General features: G+C 42.4%; 23 protein-coding genes. 7 read left to right on the forward strand and 16 right to left on the reverse strand.

The window, feature by feature from the left end; genetic code table 11:
* Positions 1 to 19: 19 nt before the first annotated feature.
* Positions 20 to 544, forward strand: coding sequence for a cytochrome b (locus MAMP_RS12340; RefSeq protein WP_007146392.1), 525 nt, complete (start codon positions 20 to 22; stop codon positions 542 to 544).
* A gap of 32 nt (positions 545 to 576) precedes the next feature.
* On the opposite strand, the gene rep is transcribed toward MAMP_RS12340, so the two are convergent.
* Positions 577 to 2,598 carry a DNA helicase Rep gene (gene rep / locus MAMP_RS12345; protein ID WP_007146393.1) on the reverse strand — a complete coding sequence of 674 codons (2,022 nt, stop codon included), beginning with the start codon at positions 2,596 to 2,598 and terminating at the stop codon, positions 577 to 579.
* A gap of 69 nt (positions 2,599 to 2,667) precedes the next feature.
* Positions 2,668 to 4,173, reverse strand: coding sequence for a YifB family Mg chelatase-like AAA ATPase (locus MAMP_RS12350; RefSeq protein ID WP_007146394.1), 1,506 nt, complete (start codon positions 4,171 to 4,173; stop codon positions 2,668 to 2,670).
* A gap of 174 nt (positions 4,174 to 4,347) precedes the next feature.
* Here MAMP_RS12350 and MAMP_RS12355 point away from each other — a divergent pair, with 174 nt between their 5' ends.
* A complete protein-coding gene (locus MAMP_RS12355; RefSeq protein WP_007146395.1) occupies positions 4,348 to 5,511 on the forward strand; it encodes a DUF481 domain-containing protein in 1,164 nt (387 codons plus the stop codon).
* A gap of 63 nt (positions 5,512 to 5,574) precedes the next feature.
* Here the strand turns inward: MAMP_RS12355 and ppnP are convergent, their stop codons facing one another.
* Genes ppnP through MAMP_RS12370 form a run of 3 tightly spaced genes read right to left on the reverse strand, consistent with a single transcriptional unit; the run spans position 5,575 to position 7,650 of the window.
* Positions 5,575 to 5,889 carry a pyrimidine/purine nucleoside phosphorylase gene (gene ppnP / locus MAMP_RS12360; protein ID WP_007146396.1) on the reverse strand — a complete coding sequence of 105 codons (315 nt, stop codon included), beginning with the start codon at positions 5,887 to 5,889 and terminating at the stop codon, positions 5,575 to 5,577.
* 10 nt (positions 5,890 to 5,899) lie between these two features.
* Positions 5,900 to 6,145, reverse strand: coding sequence for a ubiquinone biosynthesis accessory factor UbiK (gene ubiK / locus MAMP_RS12365; protein ID WP_007146397.1), 246 nt, complete (start codon positions 6,143 to 6,145; stop codon positions 5,900 to 5,902).
* Between the two features lie 59 nt (positions 6,146 to 6,204).
* Positions 6,205 to 7,650, reverse strand: coding sequence for a helicase HerA-like C-terminal domain-containing protein (locus MAMP_RS12370; protein WP_007146398.1), 1,446 nt, complete (start codon positions 7,648 to 7,650; stop codon positions 6,205 to 6,207).
* A gap of 141 nt (positions 7,651 to 7,791) precedes the next feature.
* Here MAMP_RS12370 and MAMP_RS12375 point away from each other — a divergent pair, with 141 nt between their 5' ends.
* Positions 7,792 to 8,205 carry a ZapG family protein gene (locus MAMP_RS12375; protein ID WP_007146399.1) on the forward strand — a complete coding sequence of 138 codons (414 nt, stop codon included), beginning with the start codon at positions 7,792 to 7,794 and terminating at the stop codon, positions 8,203 to 8,205.
* Between the two features lie 71 nt (positions 8,206 to 8,276).
* On the opposite strand, the gene MAMP_RS12380 is transcribed toward MAMP_RS12375, so the two are convergent.
* Positions 8,277 to 9,731, reverse strand: a complete 1,455-nt coding sequence (locus MAMP_RS12380; RefSeq protein ID WP_007146400.1) for a catalase — start codon at positions 9,729 to 9,731, stop codon at positions 8,277 to 8,279.
* Positions 9,732 to 9,881: 150 nt separating this feature from the next.
* The gene (locus tag MAMP_RS12385) at positions 9,882 to 10,304 is read right to left on the reverse strand and encodes a BLUF domain-containing protein (RefSeq protein WP_007146401.1); all 423 of its coding nucleotides are present in this window, start codon (positions 10,302 to 10,304) and stop codon (positions 9,882 to 9,884) included.
* Positions 10,305 to 10,633: 329 nt separating this feature from the next.
* Here MAMP_RS12385 and MAMP_RS12390 point away from each other — a divergent pair, with 329 nt between their 5' ends.
* Both MAMP_RS12390 and MAMP_RS12395 read left to right on the forward strand, forming a co-directional pair.
* Positions 10,634 to 10,858 carry a type II toxin-antitoxin system Phd/YefM family antitoxin gene (locus tag MAMP_RS12390; protein ID WP_007146402.1) on the forward strand — a complete coding sequence of 75 codons (225 nt, stop codon included), beginning with the start codon at positions 10,634 to 10,636 and terminating at the stop codon, positions 10,856 to 10,858.
* Position 10,859: 1 nt separating this feature from the next.
* Positions 10,860 to 11,144 (forward strand): Txe/YoeB family addiction module toxin, encoded by a 285-nt coding sequence (locus MAMP_RS12395; protein ID WP_237701232.1) that lies wholly within the window; start codon positions 10,860 to 10,862, stop codon positions 11,142 to 11,144.
* Positions 11,145 to 11,367: 223 nt separating this feature from the next.
* On the opposite strand, the gene MAMP_RS12400 is transcribed toward MAMP_RS12395, so the two are convergent.
* From MAMP_RS12400 to MAMP_RS12425, 8 genes are all read right to left on the reverse strand, one after another.
* Positions 11,368 to 11,724, reverse strand: coding sequence for a hypothetical protein (locus tag MAMP_RS12400; RefSeq protein WP_007146403.1), 357 nt, complete (start codon positions 11,722 to 11,724; stop codon positions 11,368 to 11,370).
* Positions 11,725 to 11,781: 57 nt separating this feature from the next.
* Positions 11,782 to 12,387 (reverse strand): hypothetical protein, encoded by a 606-nt coding sequence (locus MAMP_RS12405; RefSeq protein ID WP_007146404.1) that lies wholly within the window; start codon positions 12,385 to 12,387, stop codon positions 11,782 to 11,784.
* A complete protein-coding gene (locus MAMP_RS12410; protein WP_007146405.1) occupies positions 12,384 to 18,095 on the reverse strand; it encodes a two-partner secretion domain-containing protein in 5,712 nt (1,903 codons plus the stop codon). Before MAMP_RS12410 ends, MAMP_RS12405 begins: the two co-directional genes overlap by 4 nt.
* Before the next feature lie 21 nt (positions 18,096 to 18,116).
* Complete coding sequence (locus tag MAMP_RS12415) at positions 18,117 to 19,766, reverse strand: ShlB/FhaC/HecB family hemolysin secretion/activation protein (protein WP_202796141.1); 1,650 nt, start codon at positions 19,764 to 19,766, stop codon at positions 18,117 to 18,119.
* Between the two features lie 396 nt (positions 19,767 to 20,162).
* Positions 20,163 to 20,972 carry a cytochrome P450 gene (locus MAMP_RS16320; RefSeq protein ID WP_007146407.1) on the reverse strand — a complete coding sequence of 270 codons (810 nt, stop codon included), beginning with the start codon at positions 20,970 to 20,972 and terminating at the stop codon, positions 20,163 to 20,165.
* A gap of 12 nt (positions 20,973 to 20,984) precedes the next feature.
* Positions 20,985 to 21,671, reverse strand: a complete 687-nt coding sequence (locus tag MAMP_RS16325) for a cytochrome P450 (protein ID WP_007146408.1) — start codon at positions 21,669 to 21,671, stop codon at positions 20,985 to 20,987.
* 92 nt (positions 21,672 to 21,763) lie between these two features.
* A complete protein-coding gene (locus MAMP_RS16155) occupies positions 21,764 to 21,928 on the reverse strand; it encodes a hypothetical protein (protein ID WP_007146409.1) in 165 nt (54 codons plus the stop codon).
* 103 nt (positions 21,929 to 22,031) lie between these two features.
* Positions 22,032 to 23,024, reverse strand: a complete 993-nt coding sequence (locus MAMP_RS12425) for a DNA topoisomerase IB (protein WP_007146410.1) — start codon at positions 23,022 to 23,024, stop codon at positions 22,032 to 22,034.
* 431 nt (positions 23,025 to 23,455) lie between these two features.
* On the opposite strand from MAMP_RS12425, the gene MAMP_RS12430 reads away from it, so the two are divergent.
* Both MAMP_RS12430 and vapC read left to right on the forward strand, forming a co-directional pair.
* On the forward strand, positions 23,456 to 23,650 hold the full coding sequence (locus MAMP_RS12430; protein WP_040576595.1) for a type II toxin-antitoxin system VapB family antitoxin: 195 nt from the start codon (positions 23,456 to 23,458) through the stop codon (positions 23,648 to 23,650).
* A complete protein-coding gene (vapC, locus tag MAMP_RS12435; protein WP_040576596.1) occupies positions 23,647 to 24,048 on the forward strand; it encodes a type II toxin-antitoxin system VapC family toxin in 402 nt (133 codons plus the stop codon). Before MAMP_RS12430 ends, vapC begins: the two co-directional genes overlap by 4 nt.
* Before the next feature lie 72 nt (positions 24,049 to 24,120).
* On the opposite strand, the gene MAMP_RS12440 is transcribed toward vapC, so the two are convergent.
* The gene (locus MAMP_RS12440) at positions 24,121 to 24,513 is read right to left on the reverse strand and encodes a hypothetical protein (protein WP_007146414.1); all 393 of its coding nucleotides are present in this window, start codon (positions 24,511 to 24,513) and stop codon (positions 24,121 to 24,123) included.
* Positions 24,514 to 24,598 lie beyond the last annotated feature (85 nt).

Here is a 24,598-nt window from a genome sequence, read left to right on the forward strand (position 1 = left end):
TTTCACAAAGGAGAGAGAAATGATAAATGATTCAATAGATCGTTACGGAAGTATCACCCGTTTTTTCCACTGGTTAGTGGCTGTTCTGGTTTTCCAGCAATTCTTCAAATTTGCTGACCGGATTAACGATGGTAAACATTGGCTGGGGGATACATTCGGTCCCTATCATGTCTCGATAGGTGCAATCATTATGATTCTCGCCATATTGCGTTTGTTATGGAGCATGAAACAAAAAAACCAACGGCCGATTATTGAAGGTGCCAACAGTAAACTGGTAAAAACGGTTCATGGCATCATGTACTTCTGCCTGATTGCCATGCCACCGCTCGGCGCACTCTATATTCATGGTCATGGTTATCCGGTGAAAGTATTTGGTCAGGTACTCATCGAAAAGCCAGCTGATAAAGTACAATGGGCACATGACATCGGCGAGTTACACTCAATATTAGCTATCGTACTTGCCATTTTGGTGGTTGGTCATATTGGTGCCGCTCTCTATCATCACTTTATTCGAAAAGACGATACCCTGCGTCGTATGGCATAAAATAAAAAGCCCGGTTTGAAACCGGGCTTTTTTTATTTCAGCATCTGACGGATATTCGATAAGTGGGCTTTACCGCGCTCTTTACGTTCTTCCGGATCCGCCTGTGTTTTTTCAGACATCCAGATCAGATCATCAGACGGTAGTTCACGAAGAAAACGACTTTCCTCACACTCCATCTTTTCGCCATAGCGTTTACGCGTATTGGCCATAGTCATGACCAGACTGCGTTGTGCTCGGGTAATGCCGACATAGGTCAGGCGACGTTCTTCTTCAATGGTGCCTTCTTCGATGCTGGTGCGATGAGGCAGAATTTCTTCTTCCATGCCAATCATAAATACATGAGGAAACTCCAGACCTTTTGCTGCATGTAAGGTCATCAAATGCACGGCGTCGGCCTGATTTTCGTCTTCCTGGCGATCCAGAATATCCATCAGCGTCAAACGGGCAGCAATATCACCAATACTTTTCTCTTCTGTGTCGTTTTCGATGATACGTTCGATCCAGCTCAGTAACTCGAGCACATTATCCATGCGGCGTTCGGCTTTGTTTGGATCACCACTGGTTTCTTCCAACCAGCCACGATATTCGATTTCTTCGACCATATCGCGAATGGCGCTCATTAAATCACCACGTTTTGCCCGGTCAGCAATATCGACTAGCCAATTAGCAAAATGTGTCAGGTTGATAATGGCTTTTTCAGGCAGCTTTTCTGCCAAGCCCATCTCAAAGCAGGCACCGAACAAGCTGGTCTTACGTTCAGAAGCATAATTACCCAGAGCTTGTAATGTACTTGAACCTATACCACGACGCGGGGTGTTAATGACCCGCAGAAAGGCATTGTCATCATCCTGATTGGCCAGCAGGCGCAGATAGGCCATGATGTCTTTGACTTCAATCCGTGAGAAAAACGACGTCCCGCCCGTTAGAAAATAAGGCACATTATGTTCACGTAATACACGTTCAATCGGTCTGGACTGATGATTACTACGATAAAGAATCGCGTAATCCTTGAAATTCGCCTGATGTTTCAGCTTGTGATAAAGCAGCTCAGAGACGACTTTTTCCGACTCATGATCATCATCACGACAACCAATAACCCGAATCGGATCGCCCTCTCCTAACGCACTCCATAATTGCTTTTCAAACACATGGGGGTTATTACGAATCAAGGTATTTGCGACACGGAGAATCCGGCTCATGGAACGATAATTCTGTTCCAGTTTAATCAGCTTCAAACGCGGATAATCGGTCTGTAACTGCGCCAGATTTTCTGGCCTTGCACCACGCCATGAATATACCGACTGGTCATCATCCCCCACCACGGTCAGTGCTTCCCGTATACCGACCAGTTGTTTAACCAGCTCATACTGACAGCCATTGGTGTCCTGATACTCATCCACCAACAGATAGTGAATACGTGCCTGCCACTTTTTTAAAACATCATCATGTTCACGGAATAACACCACAGGTTTGAGGATCAGATCATCAAAATCAACCGCGTTGTATGCCTGCAAAGCAGCGGTATAAAGCGGGTACACTTTCGCCGCAGCCATCTGGGTACCGGCTTCGGCAATTTGCATCGCTTTCTCAGGCAGAATCAGCTGGTTTTTCCACTCTGAAATTTGCCACTGCACTTGCTCAGCGTGTTCACTATCGGCAGCAAAATCACGCCCCATCAGATCACGTAAAACCGCCAGACTGTCTTGCGCATCAAAAATAGAAAATCCACTGCGATAGCCCAGCGATTTATATTCACGACGCAGAATATTTAATCCCAAGGTATGAAAAGTCGACACCATCAAACCACGTGCTGCCGCTGAATTTTGGCGACTGGCCATGAGTTCAGAAACCCGGGTTTTCATTTCACGTGCGGCTTTATTGGTGAAAGTCACCGCAGCGATATTTTTTGCAGAAATGCCACATTGCTCTATCAGATAAGCAATTTTTCGGGTAATAACTCGCGTCTTACCACTACCGGCACCGGCTAAAACGAGAAGAGGTCCATCTATATGACGCGCAGCTTCCTGCTGCTGCGGATTAAGATCATTCAGCATCAACGCCTCTGAAAAACAACATGAGCAACCGAGTGTTGCCACTCAGTGATAACGTGAAACATATGGACATTAATAACCTACATCAAGCCGGCGATAACTGATGGCTTCGCTAAGATGTTCAGTTTGTATTTGACGACTTCCAGCAAGATCAGCAATCGTTCTGGCGACTTTTAAAATGCGATGATAGGCACGGGCTGATAAGCCCAGACGAATAATCGCTTTTTCTACCAGTTGATAATCTTGTTCAGTCAACAGACAAACTTCCTCTATCTCTTTTTGTTCCAGCAAATTATTCGCTTTACCCTGTCTGTCGAGCTGTCTGTGGCGCGCCTTTTCTACTCGATGGCGAACCTGCTCAGAATGCTCTGCAGTAGCATCAGCCGCTTGATTTCGTAATAAACGTTTATCCACTGCAGGTACCTCGACCAGCATGTCGATTCGGTCCAGTAACGGGCCGGAGACTTTAGCACGATAGCGACGAACTTGCTCTTCTGTACATCGACAACGCGACTCGCCAAGATAACCGCAAGGGCATGGGTTCATCGCTGCGACAAGTTGGAAACGTGCTGGAAACTCCGCCTGCTGTGCCGCTCTTGAAACCGAGATTTTGCCAGATTCTATCGGTTCGCGCAGTACTTCCAATACGCGGCGGTCAAACTCGGGCAGTTCATCTAAAAAAAGTACGCCATTATGCGCTAACGATATTTCTCCCGGTCTGGGTTGACTGCCACCGCCCACCAATGCCACGGCTGATGCAGTGTGATGCGGTGACCGAAATGGCCGCTGACGCCATTGAGCCGGATCAAAACCATTAGAGGCAATAGAATGTATGGCGGCTGTTTCCATAGCTTCAGCTTCTGACATGGAAGTTAATATTCCGGGCAGTCGGCTGGCCAGCATCGTTTTGCCGGTTCCTGGTGGTCCACAAAAAAGAAGACTGTGTGAACCTGCAGCTGCAATCTCTAAAGCACGACGCGCATGTGACTGCCCACGAATATCAATCAAATCCGGATACTCAGGTTCAGTTGATATATCATCCGGTATTTCAGCCAGATTCAATAATTGCTGTCCATGCAAATGAGCGCATACAGCCAGCAAACTATCCGCACCAAAACACTGACATTGCTCAATTAGCGCTGCTTCACTGGCATTGGCTGAGGGTAAAATCAAAACACGTTTAGCTGCAGAAGTAGCCAGCGCTGTTGGCAAAACACCACGTACAGAACGACACTCTCCGGCCAGACCTAATTCACCAATAAACTCTTTGTCAGCAATCGCTTTTAAGGGAATTTGCCCTGATGCCGCGAGTATTCCTAACGCAATAGGCAAATCAAATCGCCCGCCTTCTTTAGGTAAATCAGCGGGTGCTAAATTAATGGTGATGCGTTGCTGAGGAAAATTAAACTGTGAGTTCAAAATAGCAGAACGCACCCTGTCCTTACTTTCTTTGACTGCGGTTTCAGGCATCCCCACAATCGACAAACTGGGCAAACCATTCGATAAATGCACTTCTATGGTGACTGACTGGGCATGTATACCTGTCACCGCACGGCTATAGACCTTAGCGATACTCATATTCCATCCTTGGTTGAGCGTGTTTGAAAAATAATATTAGCCTATCTTTTTTTATATTGTCGTGAAACTTGTCGGATAAATAACGGACGAAAAAAGCGTAGATTTTTACGAAAGCGGTTGCTTATGTTAATTTAGTAGCGCACAACCCATCCAATACAAAACTCCGGAGTTTTTATGCACAAGCCTAGCTTGAGGACTATTTTTTTATTAATTTCAAGCACCTTCACCAATATCGCCATCGCTGACCAAGTTGTTCTGGACGATGGCAGTCTGCTGAAAGGGACTGTCAAACAAGTCGCAAATGGTCAGCTAATCATGGATACCGCCTTCGCCAACGAAGTAACCATTGATTATGCTCGGGTGAATCAAATCACTACTGACAAAAAGTTTTTGGTTGAACTGGAAAGTCGTGATCGTATCGTAGGTAAACTCAGTGTGGATAGTAATGGCCAGTCGCAACTGAGCGATACCGCTTTTGGCTCAGTGAATATCGATCCCAAAAATATAAAAAATGTCTGGGCGACCGATGCTACCAAACCACAAATTCTTGCTGTACAGCAGGAATACCAAGATGAAATAAAAACACTGAAAGCGGACAAAGAAAAAGAAGTAGAAGATCTGAAATCCTCCTATGAAACTGCTCTTACAGCGCTAAGAGAAGAACGTAATCGCTTACGTGATCCCTGGAGCGGCAGCATCGCGATGGGTATCACCGGTGCCTCAGGTAACACCAACCGTTTTGGCGCACATGGTCGGGGTGAATTAAACCGTGAAACTGATCAAGAGCGTATGAACATCTACATGGAAGTTAACTTCCAGAAAGAGGATGGCGAGCAGACAGCCAATCAAAAACTGGCTGGACTTTCATTGGAACGTGATATCAGCGAAATGTGGTTTGCCAGAGGCTCTGCCGACTTTGAAATTGATGATTTTGAAGAGCTGGATTTACGTGCCATCGCCGCAGCGAGTTTAGGTCGATTTTTCATTCGTGAAGATGATCTGAAATTCAAAGGTTTTGCTGGTCTCGGTTATCGTTTTGAGAGCTACTCAGACGGCACCAATGAGAAAGACCCAACGGGTGTGCTGGGTTACGACGTGAAATACAAAATGAATAGCAAACTGAGTCTATTCCACGACTTCACTTATTACCCCTCATTTAGTAGCCCAGGTAAAAACTACCTGATCGTGACCAACTTTGGTGGCGAAATGCCGATTACTGAGAAAGAAGACTGGAAAGTACGTGCAAGCCTACGTAGCAAGTACAACAGTCAGCCAGCACAAGATGCTGAAAGCACAGACACCACCTACCAGATGAATCTGGTGTATGACTGGGACTAATTAAAGTAGTCTGAAACAAAAAAGGCGCCCTGAGGCGCCTTTTTTGTTATCTCTGATAGCGTATTAATCTAAATAGCTACAGCAGTAATCAACCAACTCTAAGATCTGGATATCAAATGATGAGTTAGCTGGCACATTGAATGACTCGCCAGCGCTTACATCAATCCACTGAGCATCGCCTTTCAGACGATAAGTCAATTTACCGGCCAGAATTTCCATCAATTCTGCTTTTTCTGTACCAAAGGTAAATTCACCCGGCATCATAATGCCTAATGTTTTGTAGCTGCCATCAGCAAATGTCACTTTACGGCTGGTCACATTACCATCGAAATAAACGTTTGCTTCACGTGTGACCGTGACATTAGTAAATTCAGACATATTTTTTCTCTTATTTAGGTGGGTTTTCTAACTCGGCGACACGATGTTCCAGTGCCTCCAACTTTTCACGGGTACGTAACAACACTTGAGCTTGCACATCAAACTCTTCACGCGTGACCAGATCCAGTTTGGTAAATGTCGCGGTGAGGGCTGCACGGATATTCTTTTCAGCATCTTCCTGCATTTGCACTAAACCTGGTGGTAATGCTTTGCTGATGCTTTGTACAACTTCTTCAATTTTTTTGGTATCAATCATCATCTTTCCCCTTATATCTCTACGACTATTCTACGGCATTTAAAAACAGACTCAATTTGTTATTTTTTGCCTAATAAGGAACCTAAAATACCTCTGACAATTCGGCGACCTAATTGACTGCCAATAGCACGCATCGTACTTTTGGCAAAGGCTTCCAGGGCAGTCTCACGCCTTCTTGCCGTTGTTTTTGGCACATCCGCTGGCTGACTCTGTTCAGCTTCCTGAGCTTTTAATGCACGTTCTGCCAGCACTTCATACGCCGACTCCCTATCTAATGTCTTGTCATAGACCCCAGCCACCAAAGAAGTCCGTAACAAGGTCTGCCTTTGCTGTTCAGTAACAGGTCCAATCTGACTTTGTGGTGGTTTAATCAGTGTCTGCTGCACGATCTGCGGTCGGCCTTTTTCATCAAGCGTAGACACCAATGCTTCGCCTACCCCTAAACTGGTCAGAGTTTCCCGGGTATCAAACGCCGGATTATCACGGAAAGTCTCTGCTGCTGCCTTTAGGGCTTTTTGATCTTTTACCGTGTAGGCACGCAAGGCATGTTGAATCCGGTTACCCAATTGTCCAAGCACACTATCCGGGATATCAGTGGGGTTTTGCGTCACGAAATAAACACCGACGCCTTTTGAACGAATCAGTCGAACCACTTGCTCAATTTTATTCAGCAGTACTTTGGGCGTGTCATCAAATAACAGATGGGCTTCATCAAAAAACAGTACCAACTTCGGCTTTTCCGGATCACCCACTTCAGGTAATTGCTCAAATAACTCCGATAACAGCCATAATAAAAACGCACTATAAAGATTAGGAGACTGCATCAGACTATCAGCCGCCAGCAAATTAATAACACCGCGCCCCTGCTCATCTGTTTGCAACAGATCATCCAGGTTTAACATCGGCTCACCAAATAACTGGGCAGCGCCTTGCTCCTCAAGCCCTAATAAACGTCGCTGAATCGCGCCCACACTGGCAGCAGAAATATTGCCGTACAGCGTTCTGAACTCAGCCGCATTCTCAGCAATAAACTGCAGCATAGCTCGCAGATCTTTTAAATCCAGCACCAACCAGCCGTTATCATCTGCCACCCGGAATACCAGATTTAGAATGCCCTGCTGGGTATCATTCAAATTCATCAAGCGGGATAACAGCAGTGGTCCCATATCAGAAATAGTCGCTCTGAGCGGATGCCCCTGTTTTCCATACACATCCCAGCAAGTGACCGGAAACCCAGTGAAGCCGAAATCTGACAGCCCCATTACTTCTACACGTTCGCTGATTTTCGGATGCGGTTTCCCTGCTTGGCTCACACCCGATAAGTCACCTTTAATATCTGCCGCAAAAACCGGTACACCGATCTGACTAAAGCTTTCCGCCAGCCCTTGTAAAGTGACAGTTTTTCCTGTTCCTGTCGCACCAGCGATCAAACCATGGCGATTAGCCATATTCGGCAATAAAGTCACTGCAGACGTCGACTGACCTAAAAATATAGGTGAAACCATGCTGTATCCTTTCTGTTATGGCGGATATAAGTGATGACGATGACTTATTAAATCATAAAATAAAGACGATAAAGAAAACGGTTTGTCATGTGCTCTGCCAGTGGCTAGACTAGTCCTTATTCACTATTACTGGAAATAACTATGACCTCAACGGAAATCTGGGCACTCACTATTGTCATCGCTATTATTGCTGCATTAATCGGCTTTGCTCTGGGACGTCGCCAAGCTCCCGGCAGTGATCATCAAATGAAAGAAATCGCTGAGTCATACGACCGCCAACTGGCCGATAAACAAGCCGAACTCGACGCCTACAAGCAAAAAGTGCATGCCCATTACGACAAAACAGCACAAGCCTTTAAAGATATGGCCGGTTCATATAAAGAATTATTTGATCATCTGTCTCATGGTTATGAAGAATTGGGTAACTTTTCAGACCAACGCGTTTTACCAGAACGTGCCGGCGCACTTTTAGATGGGCCGGATATCCATACAGCAAAAGAATCGAACTTTATTCACCCAAACCATAAAGGTGATGAAGACGCGTTAACACGATAGAAAGTATTTATATTCACATAAAAAAAGCCAGCTTTAAGCTGGCTTTTTTGTTTAACGGAAAGACGGTGTAATCAGGCTTTGCCTAACCCTTTGGCAATACGTTCACCAATATCACCATCAATATTTTTCCAGTACTCAATCACTCGTGACAATACGGGTTCTTCAACACCATCACTGACGTGACCTACTACGTTTGATACCAGACGATCACGTTGTGCATTGTCCATCACTTCACGGACTAAAATGCCGGCCTGACCAAAATCATCATCATCCTCACGTAAGGTATAAGCTTCACGTGTAAATTCACCACTGGCAGCCCAGGTAGTGTCTTCAGGATAGTTTTCAGGATCGGCTTTTGGCCCACCTTTCGAGTTTGGTGCATAAACCGGATCGGTCACATTTTGCACGCGCATTGCGCCGTCTTTACTGTAACTATTCACAGGGCATTTTGGCGAATTCACCGGAATCTGCTTATAGTTCACACCTAAACGGTGACGATGTGCATCGGCATAAGAAAACATCCGGCCCAGTAACATTTTGTCAGGGCTGATACCAATACCAGGGACTAAATTACTTGGCTCAAATGCGGCCTGTTCAATCTCAGTGTGAAAATCTGTCGGATTACGGTTAAGCGTGAGTTGCCCAACTTCATGCAGTGGATAATCGTCATGAGGCCAGACCTTGGTTAAATCAAACGGATTCAGACGATAGGTTTTAGCCTCTTCAAACGGCATGATCTGCACCTTCATGGTCCAGCTTGGATTATTCCCCTCTTTAATCGCATTAAATAAATCACGTCTGTGATAATCACCATCTTTACCAGCGAGCATGTCAGCGTCATCCTGAGTCAGAAAATCAATGCCCTGATTGGTTTTAAAGTGATATTTCACCCAAAACTTTTCACCCTTATCATTCACCCATAAATAAGTATGACTAGAGTAACCATTCATATTACGCCATGTTTTAGGAATGCCTCTATCACCCATCAACCACGTCACCTGATGAGCTGACTCTGGTGATAAGGTCCAGAAATCCCATTGCATATCATGGTCACGCATCCCATTATCGGCACGGCGCTTTTGTGAGCGAATAAAATGTTGAAACTTGAGTGGGTCGCGAATAAAAAACACCGGTGTATTATTCCCCACCATGTCGTAATTGCCTTCACTCGTGTAAAACTTAATGGAAAAACCACGCGGGTCACGCCATGTATCCGGGCTTCCACGCTCACCCGCCACGCTGGAAAAACGCATCAATGTCTCGGTTTCAGTACCAGGCTGAAACACCGCCGCCTTAGTGAACTGGCTGACATCATGTGTCACTTTAAAGTGACCAAATGCACCAGAGCCCTTAGCATGTGGTTGTCGTTCTGGAATACGCTCACGATTAAAATTGGCCATTTGCTCAATTAAATATAAATCATGTAGCAAAATTGGCCCATCACGGCCAACGGTTAGCGAATGTTCATCACTGGAAACAGGCATCCCTGAATCAGTCGTTGTGCGATTGTTATCATTCCTGCTCATTTTTTTCTCCTCTCTTAAACCGTATTAAGAACACCTGAAGAACGATGCGGCGGTGCTGAAACAAATCTGATAATTAGAATGGATAGGGTTTAGCCACCTTATACCTAGGCTTTCCCCATATCAAAGATAAATAACTATTATTAAAAAACGTCACACCGGTGGTGGACTTTTAAACGAAAGTAATAACTTCTGAGCTAAAGATGGCTGAGCCTGAAACTCATGACCCGTCAATGGATAATTAAGAATATCGCTATAACCGGGAATGTGGTGCTGTAACTCTTCATCGAGATTATTAAAGCCCATGGACCAGTCATCAAATTCACGTTGCTGGATAAAACCTTCGTCCAAGATGAGTATATTTTTATGTCGCTTATCGCGGCAGATTTTCTCAAAGACGCGTTTCAATACCATTTCATCGCCTTCCAAAACCTGCATAAACTCCCGGTCTTTATAAAGAAGCTGACCAGTGAGCTTATCCCTAAGATTATTTCTATGACACACCTCAAGCAAAGCTAATAGCTGAGCCTGAGAATAATCCTCTGTGGCTTTACTGACATAAGTAATGGAATACAAAGTGCCTCCTTACAGAAAGGCTTATCACCAGCAATTATTTGTTTGTCAGAAAATTACAGAGATAAGTTCAAAACGATAGTGAGGCAATATAACAACCCAGCAAAATGAATGGATTAATCTAAGTTAAAAATAGCGGTAAAAGTCAGAATAGCTTTTTGAAATCGATATTGGATGGGGCCGATATTTTCCTTAAGAGTAAAACAGTCATCTCAGGCATAGCACTAGCGAGGTCAAGCCTAATTCGTCTTTTGGCATTAGACGTTTGTTGTTGGTTTTATTAGAGCTTTTGATATATTTGTATGATACTCCCTCACTATAGAGGTGACTTTGTGGATACCGTCAGTCTGAATAAGTTTAGAGACAATCTGGAAAACTTTCTAATGCAGATAGTTAACAGAAATGAACCACTTAAAGTAACCCGACGCATTGGTGAGGCATTTGTAGTTTTGAGTGCCAATGATTGGCAGCGTGAACAAGAAACTCTTCATGTACTCCAAAACCAGGATCTAATGCAGCAGATTGCCGACTCACTTAAAATTCACAATCATAGTTAAGGTGATAAGCCCAGAGAACAGCAGAGTATTTGAAGGCAATACTTGTGAAGCGTACGAAAATATACGTGAGAAAGACAAAAAATTACATAAGGCACTATGTAAATTACTTAAAGAAATGCTGCGTTCAGACGATCCATCGTCAGGTCTTGGCAAGCCTGAGCCGCTAAAACATAATTTAAACGGGCTATGGTCTAGACGTATCTCTCAAAAAGACAGGTTGATATATCGGTTTGATGAAAATTCTGTTTATATCTTCGCTATCGGAGGGCACTACGATCAGACATAACTCCTCAATAAGGGACGCCGTCTGAGGCACTCCTCTTATTTGACTTATTAGGATTGTTCTGTGACAACTAAAAGCGACTTTTTCAAAGGCCAATCCTTACAAATGCAATGACAGGTATTGCCTCTTTTGAGTAATGTTCTAAATAGTTCAAGTGAAAAGAATCAATGGAGCCAGATTACCTGACTGACTCCATTGATTTGTATCTAGATAAACTCTTTTAATTTTAATTAGTCGGTTTTACTTCTTCCCATTGAGCATTACCACCGCTCCAGTAAGCACGGCAAGGATACGGAGCATTTGTGCCGTAACAATTATTCGCGCGGAAACTACTGAAATCAAACTTATAGCCTTTTTCTTCCATACAAAGATGAAGGGGAGCAATCTTGCTATTAGGTAAATCTGCCCCACTCTGCACATCCTTACCATATCCGCACTCTCTCATGTCTTTTATGGTTGTTTCCTTATCACTGCCTCGTTTATACCAAGCATCCCAGAGAGGATCTGGAACAACCTGATATAGAGAACAGCCCGTCAAAATAAACATAAAAAGAGTGAAAATAATTCTCGAAAAATAGGTCATTTGATACCTCCATGTATCGTGGTTTTGAAAAATAAATTGCCTTAGCAAAGCCAGTAGTCAGATATCACAAAAATATAGCTTTGGATAAAGTTTACACTTTTCTGTATTCAAAATTCGTTCTCGGGATTGAGGCTGACATGCATCTACATAGGCCTTTTTTATGCAGTACTCACTATTAAGTCGTCTTTCCGTTTCTCGTTTAGGTACGGGTAAATCGCATGCTGGAATAGGATCACTCTCACATGGTGAAAAATCACCAAGGAAAGTGAAGCCATCATTCAACATGCAGCGTTTGATTAATAACAGTTTGCCGTTATATTCATCAGGAGTTAACGTCTTCATTAAGGCATAGTTTTTTGACATCCATATATCACTGGAGCCACATTCTAAAAGTGCCTCATCACGTTCTTGACGTGTTAAATCACCTTTTTGCCAATTGCTGGTCTTTATAATGCTTAGTTGATTTTTGTATAACTCCAGTGACGGGATATTGTATTTTCTGACATAGTCCTCATCAATCTTTGGTTCTATAAGAACATATCCGCCAGATCCCTTTTGGCATTCATTGTTTCCTTTTTTTTCACAATCTTGTTGTTGATATACAGAGCTACATGCAGTTACAAACATATAGCAGATCAATATAACTATTAGTTTTTCTGTCATTTATTTAACACTTCCTTGTTATTACTTGCTGGTATTAAGATAAACTTAGCTTTCCCGTCAGGACTATCCTGCCAATATTTCTTACTGGCACCATTAGGCTTTCCCTCCCCATAGCTATTATGCACCGTGACATCAAAAAAGATCGCTTTCAGTCCTTCAATAAGACTGGTACTACCCTCAGGAGTAGTGCCTCCAGTAGCCTCGTTACCACCAATGAAAGTACCAACAAAATCGTCTTTGTGAACTTGGGCATAAACATTACCATTTTGACCAGAATTTTTATTTAATAAATCTGCCATCTGTTGATTATTGAATGCTGAACCAACTGTATATATATCCATGTATTGAAGCATTGAACTATCGTTGGCATTTCTGCTATCTATTACCTCCAAAGCATTCCCTGTAGTCATCCCACCCCGACTATGTGCATCAATTATCAGTCCTTTATCACCGTATTTAGCCATCACCTTAATATTTTCTTTAACAGCATTGGTGAGTCCAAAACCTTCGCTTTCAAGAAATTTCTGGTAGCCGGCAACCATTAGCTCCGACAAGGCATTATTGGTTAATGGGAAATGAATCAAATAGTCTGATTGATGATTTTGTAGTGCCAGTTTTTTAGCCGCATCTACTGAATTAAACATGCCGTTATTAAAAATATGTACCTTATTATCTTTACCCGGTTTTAAATTTTGCTTTTCCTCATCAGTTAATTTTTTCCATATCGCTTCATTATTTTCATCTTTGATCACTTCACCATTTTCATCGCGCATCACTTGATAAAACTCGATCTTGGTAAGAAACATTTTTCTGAATGCTTCATCGGTAAACGCCGTCGCGGCCTCATAGAGTAATTGTTTAGAAAGTTGATCTGCTTCTGCCTCATCTTTGAGGAGTTCTATATCTGCTAGATTGAGTTTTCGATGGGTATTTTGAGTATTTCTATTGATATCGGAGATCGTTTCTTCTGCTGTTTTACCATACACCGCTAATTGTTCATCAGCATCGGTTATTGTGATCTGAGCAGGGGCGATGGCACTTAATGTTGAACTTGCATCATCCACACTGGCTTCGCCTTTATTACTTAAATTTTGAGACGCAGTTTTTAACAAGCCATATTTTCCCGAGAAGGCATCAGAACTAATATTAAAGCCTTGTTGGCTGACTTCGGCACTCATTGCGTTTTGTTTATCCGACGTATGCAAGGTGGCGGTAGTGATTTGGTTTTTACCCGCTTGTGCCTGGCTATCAATAAGGGCAGCATCCAATTCGGTATGTCTGCCTACATCGATATCAAAACCCTCTTTTCCAGCCATAATGCCGGTTTGTTGATTTACACTAAGGTAATCGCTATTTGATTTTTGGACGTTGTGATAGAGATTAAATGACGAGCTAGCTGTCCCCACACCAATACCAACGCCACCACCAGAACTGGACTCTTTCCCTGTTAAGTAATGACTGTCTTGCAGGCTAGATAGGGTTAAGTTATTACCGACGTTTACTGAGACTTTATCGCCTTTGGCTTCTGCGCCAATCAAACTGAGATCATTACCTGTCGTCATGGATAAGTCTTTTGCAGCCGTGATATGGCTATTTTGATAAAACACACCCTCACTATTTGTTTTACCTTTTCCTTTACTCATCGCCATATCAAGACTGACGCCTGTATTCTCACCGATACCGAAAGACAGACCTATACTGGCACTACTTGAGGCCATTTTGGTATGTTGCTGTTGGATATTTTGACTGGCTAATATATCAATATTATTAGCAGCATTAATGCTAATATCGCCATCCGCTAAAATATCGCTACCTGTGACAACCACATCTTTATCTGTTGCTGTTAAACGCACATTTTGACCAGCCCGAATTGTGCTGGCCTGTGAGGTTTGTGATTTGGTCTCTGTCTGAGTTTTACTTTCTGACTTACCAATACTGATGCTTATTTTTAAACCTGAAGAAGATATCGCCTCATCTGCTTTGCCTTCATTAATGAGATTTAGCGTGTTTTCCCCCATCTCAGCGAGTTGCTTAGCTTGGACATAGGCTGTAATACCATTCAGAACACGGTTTTTCTTTTTATCTTCTTCTACACTTCCCAGAGCATGCTGATAAGCCTGAGTGGCAACTGAAATGGCTGGCGCTTTCAAAGATAGTGACAAACCGCTTTGTGAAAATTCGGTTACCTGCTTCGTCTCGCTTTTATCATAAAGGCTCGTAATATTGATATCTTTTGCTTTAACGTCGATATCACCTTTCACTGAAATCAGATCACTGTTTTCCTGTTCAAAGGCTTCTCCGGCGACCACTGAAATATCCCCATTAAGTGCACCTATCGTCGATTTATTGTGAATAAGCTGCTTGATCTCAGTTTGCGTATTCATTGCTCGGGTGCCAATGCTGATACCAACACCGCCTGTACCTGAAAGTCCTGATTTTTTCTCTTTTATATAATGAGACTCAGCAAAAGACTGCTCTGCAGCCGTGATATTAATATCTTTCGTCGCATTTAATTGAATGCTCTCATCTGCCAGAATCTGGCTGCCTTTCACATTAATATCGGTAGCAGAATCAATTGAAATATTTTTGGCTGTTACTGATGATGCCACAGACGTTTGCTGGCTGAACATATCTCTTTGCTCTTTCTTTCGCAAGCTAAATCCGCTTGAACGTTTCGTATAGGTGGCAATATCTGATTGATAAGTCGCTTCACCATTTTCAATATTGATCTGTCTGGCTGTCAGGTCGAGATGACCTTGTTGCGAGTTAATGTCGGCAGCTGTTAATTGAAGTGTATTACCAGCCTTCAAGCTGACATCACCGTTTGTCTTAATGGATGTGCCGCTATCTTTTTGCTCATGCATCTTATTGAAATCACGAGCATTCAATATACTCAGGTTTGTTTCAGACTCTTTGGCCGTGCCCAGTGTTAAATTTTGTCCAGCAGATATTTGCGTTTGGCTTTGTTCTCCTGACACATTGATATTCGCTGCATTGAGTGCAACATCACGCTCGGCATCAACTATTAATTTACCTGTTCTATCAGTCACATAGAGATTGGCGTATCGCTTAATATTATCGCGCTCGAAGTAGCTACTATCTTGATTTTGCTCGCTATGCGCCATTGAGCTGCTTATGTTTATATCGTTATCAGCAGAGAGCGAAAGTGACTTATTGGCGGATAATGTGCCACCCTCTATTGAAATCTCTGTCGCATTTACTGCAATAGATTGACTTTGAATATCACCGCCAAGCTGTTGATAATATTCACTGTTCATCGAAACGGTATTTTTGCCTCTGATACTGGCAGCGTTAAATGTCTGCCCGTCGATCTCAAAGTTCACTTCATTACCAGCAAGTAAGCCTGTTTCTGCTATCAAGTCATCTTTTTCTGGTTTGATATATACCTTTGGAATCAGAGCGGTAATAAGCTCACCATTGTCCAATGTCACCTCTGTATTAACTAACCAAACGATATCAGTCGTTAATTGAGCGATTTGTTCAGCGCTGAGGGCAATACCAGGCGTTAACTGAAGTGTTTCTGCCATACTCACACCCGCATCCATCAATGCCATAAACTGTGTTTGCTGGTCATTGTATTCACTCAGATACAGATGCCCGGTTAACTGGGCAATTTGGTCAGTGACTAATCGTTGCTCAATAAACCCATCCCCTAGTCGTTTCATAACTGTAGTGGGATCAAAAGCGAGTTGTTGCAACATATAGTCAGAACTCAACCAATCGCTGTAATCTAAAAACTGTGGATCAGTTTCAATATAAAATTGAGTCGGATTGTCCACTAGTTTAAACATAGCGCTATTAATGATTGGCAGCGTCATAGTCTGAATGTTCGACAGACTTTGGATATCAGCATGACTATCCTCCAGTAGACTGATGCCTAAATTAAACTCTGTGTTTTTAGCTGCCGGATTGTAAGGTGCTATACCACCAAAATCGAGTTCTTCATCATTGCCATCCCAGTCTCTGAACTGGCGTGTACCGCTATGACTGACGCTTTTTTGTCCAGGTGTAGCTATGTTTTGCAAGCTTCCACCTGTCACAGTCAGCGTTTGTCCTGCCACAATTTGGCTATCGCTATTAAGCACATCACCTGTTATCTGAATATTCCCTGTCGCCATGATTTTTGCCGGGGAAGAACTGACAATATGAGTACTTTGTGTTTTAGCCGTGTAGTCGTAATAGGTATAGTCTTCGAAGTAGCGAATGATATTGCCGTTCTCATCAGTGAAAGGCTGTTTTTCTACGTTATGGTTGTTGATTAAGGGAAAACGGCTGACATCATATTTATGTGCCCACCCCTCAGGCTGTACTTCAATAATCCGCTCAACACTATCGGTTACCCATTCCGTGATCATCTCAGCATTAAGATTTTGAAGTTCATCAGCGTGTATCGATATATCACCTGAAGCTTCGATCCGGCCGCCTGAATTAATAACCTGCCTAGCTGATGTCAAAGCATCCCCGGAATAGCCTCCAGCAATATCTATATTGCCCTGGCTGAGAATCTCAGCATTCTGATCATTGAATACGGTTTCAGTCGATATCGACAAATTTTCTCTGGCCGCAATGACAGAATCATTATTGAATGTTGTCGTATTGAAAGTGGTGTTACCACCATAAATACGGGCACCAGGCTGATTGTTTAATGTCTCCGCATCGATAAGCAGCTGATTGACATTAATTAACCCCTTATTTTCTATCGTAGAATCAGCCAGTATGTGTAAATCATCAGAGACAATTTCACCAGAATCTATATTGTGAAGTTCAAACGTTTCGATAGCACTCGCTGCTTCAGCCCTAATGGTTCCTGTATTAACCAACTGACCATCCGTTGTCAGCGTCAAACTCTGCTTAGCTTTTATCTCTCCAGATTGTTTAACACCGACGCCTTCTTCCGTGCCGATTAAACGAATTTTACCTGCATACATGCCGCCAATCTCACTGACATCTATACTAAAGCTAGGTTGGTCAGCATCCGCATCCAGTTTAGCTATGATGTCGTTGGTCGTGCTAACACGGTTTTTTCCTGTAGTGACAGTGAGATTGTTTGCCCAGATATCGGCATTGACTGACACGGCTCTTGCTATCAGATCCGTATAGGCTGTGGCGCTATCATCCAAACCTGCCCCATCAATACTGATGTTGCCTCTTTCCACAAGAAAACCGCTTAACTGGCCATTATTCATCAGAGCTCGACCGGTGGTTAATGTGCTTCTGTCTGCATTAATAAAACCACAACCATCGCAGCTGATACCAGCAGGATTAGCAATCACAAGCTGTGCTTTGCTTCCTGCAATTTCCATTGGTCCGTTCAGATAACTGGGATGTTGTGAATTCACTTCATTGAGAATAATTCGGGCTGTGCCACCTGCAAGCAGACTGTTTCCTTGGACCCATCCTGCTAATTGTGTCTGTACATTATTGGCACTGTTATTAAGAATCACACCGTTTTTGTCCACATCAAACTGGCTGTATTTATTTCTGGATACCCCAGCCGAACTTGGTGTCTGAATATTCACTTGTGGCAAACCATTTGCTGTTTGGGTAATGATGGCCTGTTGATTAGCCGGCGCAGATGGGTCAACAGCAATGCCAGCAGCTAATAAATTGTCCTGATAAAGTGAAGCGCCACAGAGTGCCACCGAAATCAAAATGCTTAAATATTTTCTGTTGAAACGATCTTCCATGATCATATCTCCTGAATACGTTCAGTATTGATAAGTCAAATTAAATCCAAGATGCCGTCCATCCTCAAAGCCATCGGGTTTTGATAATGATTTCCCCGCAAACACATCATAAAAAAGGCCGTGCCACTGACCTCTTAAACCAATCACAGCACCAGCTAAAGTCTGTCCCAATAAATACTTCGCCGATTGACCACTGACATGACCAAAATCTATTCCCGTATAAATTTGTTGTTGGTTTTGCAAAGGGAAACTAATTGTATTGCGGCTAAGCCAACCCTGCTCGGCAGATAAAGACTGTTCACCATCAAATCCCCTGACGGTATATCGCCCACCAATCGAGAATCTGTCCTGAGGAACCAACGGTGTTTTATTCCACTGCGCCCGCCAATCTGACTGCAACTGAATCTGATAGTCAGTGAACTGAACGGGCATGAACCAATTAAAATAAGCATTAAAAATTTTTGGTCTGGAAGTCCCTTCACCAAAGGCTTCCTCTGGTGCAGCGATGGCATCAAATGCAGCTGTTCCCCGCTGATATGAAACACCCGCATCTATGGTTGCTTTGCCGATATAACGACGGTAATCAACACCGGCAATCCAGCCAGCACTTTTTCTGCGTTGAACCTCAATTTCGGTATCATCAATAAAGTTATGTGAACGTCGATGATAGCCAGTCAATGAAGTGGTTAATTTCGAAAACTGATCGCGATATAAAACCCGACTCATGGCAAGCTCTTGCCTTTCACTCTTACCCTGATAAACATAGGTCTGGTTGAGTCCGGCCACACGCTGGTCATATTCATATTCACTATTTGTAAATGAGAATAACCAGTAGCCGACAGGAATAGAAATATGGGCCGTTTCCCCATGGCTGCCGCCGACATTCTCCTTACCGCCAAAATCCTTGTTTTTACTCATATAAATAAGGTCATTAAGTCCCAAAATATTATCCAGAGACAAAGTAGCCGAACCTTGATAACGCCCTGTCGACTCATAACCACTATCATCAAATGCCAGAGTCAACCTGAAAGGCTTCGACTGTTGGTAATCCAATAAAAGCTGGCTATCCCCCGGCTGGCTGTTTTCCGTATCATCAGGTTTGATATCAATATTGGTATCCACAGTAGGAATACGTTTCATATTTTCCATCGCTTGCTCGAGATCTCTCACATTGAGCAAATCACCTTCACCACTCGGTAAAGCTGACCATAGTGTTAACCTGGACACCAAATTATCAGGATCGACAATGCTAATTCGCCCTGGTATCAGGCTATACCTTAATTCCCCAGAGTTTAAATCTTGGGGTTCTATCAACACGCGAGTCGTAATAAAGCCTTTCTTTATGATGCTGTTTTGAAGCTCAGACTGAATCTGGTTGATAGCATTAATACCAAGACATTGGCCTAATAAGTCAGGATGTTGATGAAGCGTTTCTGAAATAGCGAAATGAAATAAGGATGAGTCATCACCCTCTAATGAAATCTTCTCAATGACAAAACATGGCCTTTCATCAAACGGGATAACATTGGCCGCTATTGGCTTGTCACTCTCTAATCTGACGTCCGGCTCATATTCCTGTTGTTTGCGTAGCGCATCTAATTGCTCTTGTCGACGTTGATCTTTGAGAGCATCAATTTCAGGCAATGTTTCAGAAACAACGGGAAAACTCAAAAACCACAAACACAGAAAAAAGCAGCATATGGCTATATGCCGTAAAGATTTTAATACTCGCATCGCGATTAAACGCGATGAATAGCAAATTGAGAATTAAAGGTGAGTTGATTCATTCTGACTGTCCTCCATGACGGTTTAGAAGTGTTTTTTTCGCGTGCATCCATGCACAATGTGATCAATCTAATCAAATCAAAAAATGATTTCTACTGCATAAGAGGACAAATATTGCAGTTTTGTGACACCACTCACAAGGATGGTGATATCAAGTAGTATTTTGAGCCAGATCGAAATAGCTTACTTTCCGACATTCAGCCACGATTTGGTCAGGTTAATCTTAATAGTTTTAACCGGGTCCAAATATCCTACTTTATCAACATCGTAGTTTATTAAGCATTATCGCAGTTCGAGATCCATTAAAGTCCCATCACCTGGTTTGGTTGTAACTCCAGCCCTTACTCCAGATGCATTATTAACAGCTTTAAAATTGAATACCTTGATAAAGGCGCCGACGACTAGCCCCACCTCTAATTGACCAAGAAATTGACCCGGGCATACACGAGCTCCTAAACCAAATCCAAAATGGGTTAAATTTTTACGCGTTATGCCTAGACGCGTCAGCTCATCCCAGCGTAAAGGTGAAAAAGTGTCTGCCGGATATCCAGAAACCTCTTTGCCCCAAAAAGCTTCGTTGCGGTTTGCATTCCAAATATTCAGTCGGATGGTGGTATTTTTGGGAATCATTATTTTTCTTGTATCGTCTAATTTAAGCCATGTATCGGCCGTGGCTTTCCGGGGAAAGAAATAAAGTGAGGGGGTTAAACGTAAGGTTTCATTCAAACACTGATTAAGTAATTTTGCTTCGGTTAAGCTTTCGGGATCGTAAACATCAATGTCTTTTACTTCGCTATATATCTTCTCTTGCAACTCAGGTTGTCGTGACAAATGAGATAACGTCCAAGTCGCAAACGATGAAGTCGCTTCTAAAGCCCCAGCTAAAAATACTCTGATATTGCTCCGCAATGCCTCTTCATCTTCAACTTTATCAATGAAGTTTTTCCAATGTCCTGACTTTTCGCCTCTGCCAGAAAGTGCAATGTCAGTTAAGTCCTCAAGGGCCTCCCTCCAACGCTTTACATCAGCTCCTTTACCCGTAATAAATTGATGAATAGCCGACAGGTTAGGTGCCACAGTATTGGTAATCATGTAATCATGTAATCATGTAATCATGTAATCAATTAACGAAACTAACGCAGGGACATAACGTTCGCGTAACTCCTTATACTCAACCGAACCACCAAAGAAATTATTCACTAACATTTCCAGCATGATAGGTTGAATTTCCTGTTCAATTTCGACGCGATAAATGTTTTTCTTACTCATCTTCTGCGCATCACGTAAAACGATTAATCGTTTCTCTATCGTTTTACGAAACGTTTTCTCAAACTCATGAAACTCTTCAGGTTGGAACAGAGAGCCTTTTCCAAAAGGTCCCGCTGACATCTGTTTTTGTTTTCGCCATACTTTGCCGTTTGCATATAGGAGAGAATTGACTCCGGTGACACGGGCAATTCCAGTCATTGGTGTCGTATCACGATCAAATTGCCCGGGCTTATCGCCTGTAGCAAGAAGAACAGCTCTAATTACTGCTGGATCACGAGTAATGAAAACCGGCGGCATACCCATCACATATAAATAGCGGTTATCACGCTCAAACAAATCAGGTGATTTAGCGTTTGTATAAAAAGCATCGAAGAGTGCCAAAGGCGTTTTGTAGTTTAAAAGATGAGGAAAAGGGAGACATGGTCGCCCTCTTTCAAATAGATATACACGTGACGGTAAAACATCACCCTTAAATGGATTAATATCCATGATTTGCTGCCAGATATTTTTAAATAAACGCATTTAATTACCTTGATGAAAAATGCAATGGGGTCTACTTCGAATTGCAGTGTTAATGAAGAAATTCAAGAACCAATACGGTCAGAATGTTTGATTTATATAGGATGTATTTTTACTTCAAACCGCTCGGAGAAGTCTTTGAACTTAACTAAATAGACGGAGCCATCTTCATCAGAAAAGAAAAGAGCTTGATGGAAATTGTCACGTTGAATGAGATCTTGTGGACAATCTTTTTTGAATAATATTGGTAATCTGGCCATGAGCAATCCTTGCTTAAATGACGATTAAAATTAATTTAATCTATCTGGGTAGTATTAAATGGTATGACGCTATTGATTCCTTATCTACGTCGATTCTAATAGGTTAGGACTTTTGCTTTAAACTCTCTCTTAGCATGCACAACACACTTAATTCTTCTTCCGACAAATTTTGATTGTCTTTTATTAAGTGCTTCACTTGATCTAAGAAATAATGTGCTGTTTTACCCTCAATATAATTATCAATGACTCTCGGATCAATATAAGCACTTTTTGCAACAGCTGGAGTATTGCCTAGCTGCTCTGAAACACTGACGACCACTGATTTAATATTCTTATCAAGCGATGCTTGGTCTTCTTTGCTGACTGTGCCGAGTTCATCAAAGGCCAATGCAGCGATCATAGTGCCCGCCCATGTCCTGAAATCTTTCGCTGAAAATTCCTCGCCCATACACTCATGAATGAAATCGTTAAGCTCACTGGCTTCAACTTCTTTTTTATTGTTATTTTCATCATAGTATTTAAACAGGCGATAACCGGGAATATCATCTAAGGTTTTAATAGCATTGGCTAACTTTTTATCTTCGACATGACGTTCCTGTTCCTGACCAGACTTACCCAGATACGAAAATATAATTTCGTCGTCATTAATTTCTACATGCTTTTTTCGTAGCGTGGTTAAACCATACGTATTGTTTTCTTCAGTATATCTAGGGCTACCAGGTCGAAAATACGCTTGGTCCATTAGACGTAGCATGGTGGATAATACTTTTTCTCTCGACATCTTACGTTGTCGTAAATGTTGGCCTGTGACACGCCGCATATGCTCTAATTGCTCAGCAAAACGAATGATACGGTCGAATTTTTCTTGGTTATGTTTTTCTTGAATATCAGGATTGTAAATATATTGTTTTCTATTTTTAGCATCCCTTCCAGTCGCTAAGATATCGGCTTTTTTATCCTCTGATATTTCAACATCAGTCCATGCAGGCGGTATGACTAAACTGGTGAACCACTCTCTAATAGATTTATCTTTTACCGTTTCATTCTGTTCATCAATGTAGGTAAAACCCGTGCCATGTTTTCTTCTGTAGTACATATCCGTTATTTTCAATCAAATAGTCAGGGGATAGACCGTCTTTCACAAAGTCAATAAATGCCATCAATTCAAACGCATTTTTTCGACTTCAGGTATTTAGGTCAGTGTAAGAATAGCTCACTCTTCGCTATTCAGCCTCGTTTAGAAAGTTTCATCTTAATAGTTTTTAACCTGACCCCACATAACCTTGAGCAATCCTAGCTTAAATAACTTTTTAATTTAATCTATATGGGTAAAATCAAACGATTGACCCTATTGATTTTTTCATGTCTAACGCAGCCATAAGCGGAAGCTTTGGAGTTGATCGTTTTGTGGCAGCGTAGCGTTAAGCCACAGAGCCAGCGACAGCTGTCTGATTGATGGCCTTGTTATGTTTAAGCCAATGAGCCACAATGTGTACGATATCAACCAACAATACACACAGGTGCAGTATGCGGACTAACATTGTTATAGACGATAAACTTATGGCTGACGCACTAAAGGCCACCGGCCTACATACCAAGAAAGAAGCCGTTGAAGAGGGATTAAAAGCTCTGATAAAGCTACGAAAACAATCCAGCATTCGTAGCCTAAGAGGCAAACTTAACTGGGACGGTGATTTGGATGCCATGAGATCCACCAAATGATTATAGTCGACACTAGTGTTTGGATAGACTTCTTCAAAGGTCTAGACACACTAGAAACTTTGGCTTTGGATAGCGCCTTGGGTGACGAATACGTAGCCATAGGCGACCTCATACTGCTAGAAATACTACAAGGCTTTAGAGCAGACAAAGATTATAAAATAGCGAAGGATCACCTTAAGACCTTGCATCAATTTAATATGCTTACTCCTGAGCTAGCCATCAAAGCCGCGGACAATTACCGCAAGCTAAGGAAACAAGGAATTACAATAAGAAAAACAGCTGACGTAATCATTGCCACATTCTGCATTGAAAATAGGATCCCTCTCTTATATACAGATAAAGACTTTATCCCCTTTACTAAACACCTAAAACTGCGCTCAGTTACAGAAAAAACATAACGCCCAAAGCAGCGGCGCGCGATAGCGCGTCCAGCCCGCAGGGCGATGCTGCCTTTTTTTGTTATGTTTTTCTTACTTGAGTACGTCTTCATTCACCGACCACTCTAAGACTTTATGGTTTAATTTTGAATAGGTGCGAAACAAATGACCAAGCCTATTAATTTGTGAAGCCTCAGCTGAAATACAAAACTCAGAGATTTCTCTTTCAGGTAGCTCTTCATTGTTGTTGGTTCGAATCTGTACGGCGCATGATCCTGTGCCGTTTGTAAGAAAAACGCGCATTCTGAAATAATATGCATGCCGATCTTCTTTTCTTTCGGAGCCAAACTCATAAAGGAATACGTCAGTTGCGTGCCTAGGGAAGACTTCAAGATGCTCGGCGATTTCAACTAAATTTGATGCATTGCAAGAATATTCGAGCGTAGTGCTCTGAGTTTGATTTGCAGCCTCAAACACCAAATTCACATGGTATGGTTCCTCATACTCATATCTTGTGATTCTTAATATATGGCACTTACTCAATTTCTCCTTGAAACATAACGCCTGCATT

This window comes from Methylophaga thalassica MP, assembly GCF_000214595.1.
GTDB classification, from domain to species: domain Bacteria; phylum Pseudomonadota; class Gammaproteobacteria; order Nitrosococcales; family Methylophagaceae; genus Methylophaga; species Methylophaga thalassica.